This is a genomic window from Paraburkholderia sp. GAS41 (genome assembly GCF_050436545.1).
Classification (GTDB): Bacteria; Pseudomonadota; Gammaproteobacteria; order Burkholderiales; family Burkholderiaceae; genus Paraburkholderia.
In genome coordinates this window covers 1-1,268 of the sequence record NZ_JBNDMK010000087.1, presented here as the reverse complement: position 1 = coordinate 1,268, position 1,268 = coordinate 1, and the positions used below count along the sequence as shown (strand labels likewise).

Sequence of the window (1,268 nt, the reverse complement as noted above, 5' to 3'; positions counted from 1 at the left end):
GCGCTCCTCAGGTTGAAGCTGTTGATACCGAGTTCTTTCGTGCATCGCAACACCTTATACGAAACAGGTGTTGCACTTCAGATTTGAGGCCGCCCTTCCGAGTATTGAGTGTCTGAACTAAGAAAGCGTATGTTTGTAACGTCAAGGCTAACGCATTGGTTCGGGGGCGTACGAGGCGCCTGCGTCTTTGCCCACGCTGCACACCCCGCGTTTAGGTCTGCGATCGTCTTCTCGGCACTAGACCCGACTAGTTTTTGCAAAATCAATGCTCTTACGTCGATCTCCGTCGCTACGCAGATTCGTGCCATCAGTAAAAGCAAAATGACAAGTAAAAAGCGACTCGTGATAAAAGCTGTCGGCTGGATTGACGTCTTCATTTGAATCTCCCTACGCCGCGACGGTCATTTCGCTTACGATGCATTCTCTTTCGTAAGAAATCGACATCTTGCCCGTGTATGACCTCTAGGAAACAAGGGTAGTACATGCACTGAATAGTCCAACCTGAAACTTCAAAGTGCGCGAACTAGCCGATGTTGCGAAATCAGTGGATCGTGCATGGAGGATTCAGTCCGACTACAACCGCTCTCGACTGTGCATTGTGGAACGGTTGCTGAAGACGTGTTCAACATCGGACGATGTGTACGGGCAACTGGTCAACAACGACCCACGGTAGCGGTTCGTCCACGCGATTGACGGAGTGCTCGGCGATACGAGCAATGACGTGACGCAGGTAGGCTCCCGGATCGAGGCCATTCAAGCGACAAGGATGTAGATCGCAGAGCCCCGACCTGTGCACCGCCAACACGGCGGGATCAGACATGAGCATCCGGTTTCTCAATCTACCTGTCGAACGCTGGCTCTGCGGCAACGCGACCCACGGGCAGACGTTTGCGTGCGTCGATTCGCGAAGCGCGAATTCCTTATGGGATTGAGTCAACGTCGCCTGAAGCGCTGCAACGGAGTCGCTTGCTGTCCTCCAGCGGGTACAAAATTACGGTTGGAACTAGGGCGGGTCTGACGACAGCAAAGCTACCATAGCCGCCGTTCGTCGATGGACGCGGCATCGTCGCCTTTGGCCGAAGACGAGTCCATAGGTGAAGGCGCGGTATGGCCGTTCCACTCCGATACCTGTCGCTGGAATCTCAACGACCCGACCGTCGGCGATGGGTCGCAGAACGAAACCGCTCGCGCGGTAGGGGGCTCCGGCCAGGCGTGAGGGGTGCAGGGAAGTCTGCTGCGCAGTTCCGTATGTTGGAGGTCGAGGCAAT

General features: G+C 55.2%; 1 pseudogene. It reads right to left on the bottom strand.

From position 1 onward, the window contains the following. Positions 1-622: 622 nt before the first annotated feature. Positions 623-760: pseudogene (locus P3T43_RS35665) on the bottom strand (transposase domain-containing protein); the annotation flags it as partial. Positions 761-1,268: the final 508 nt, after the last annotated feature.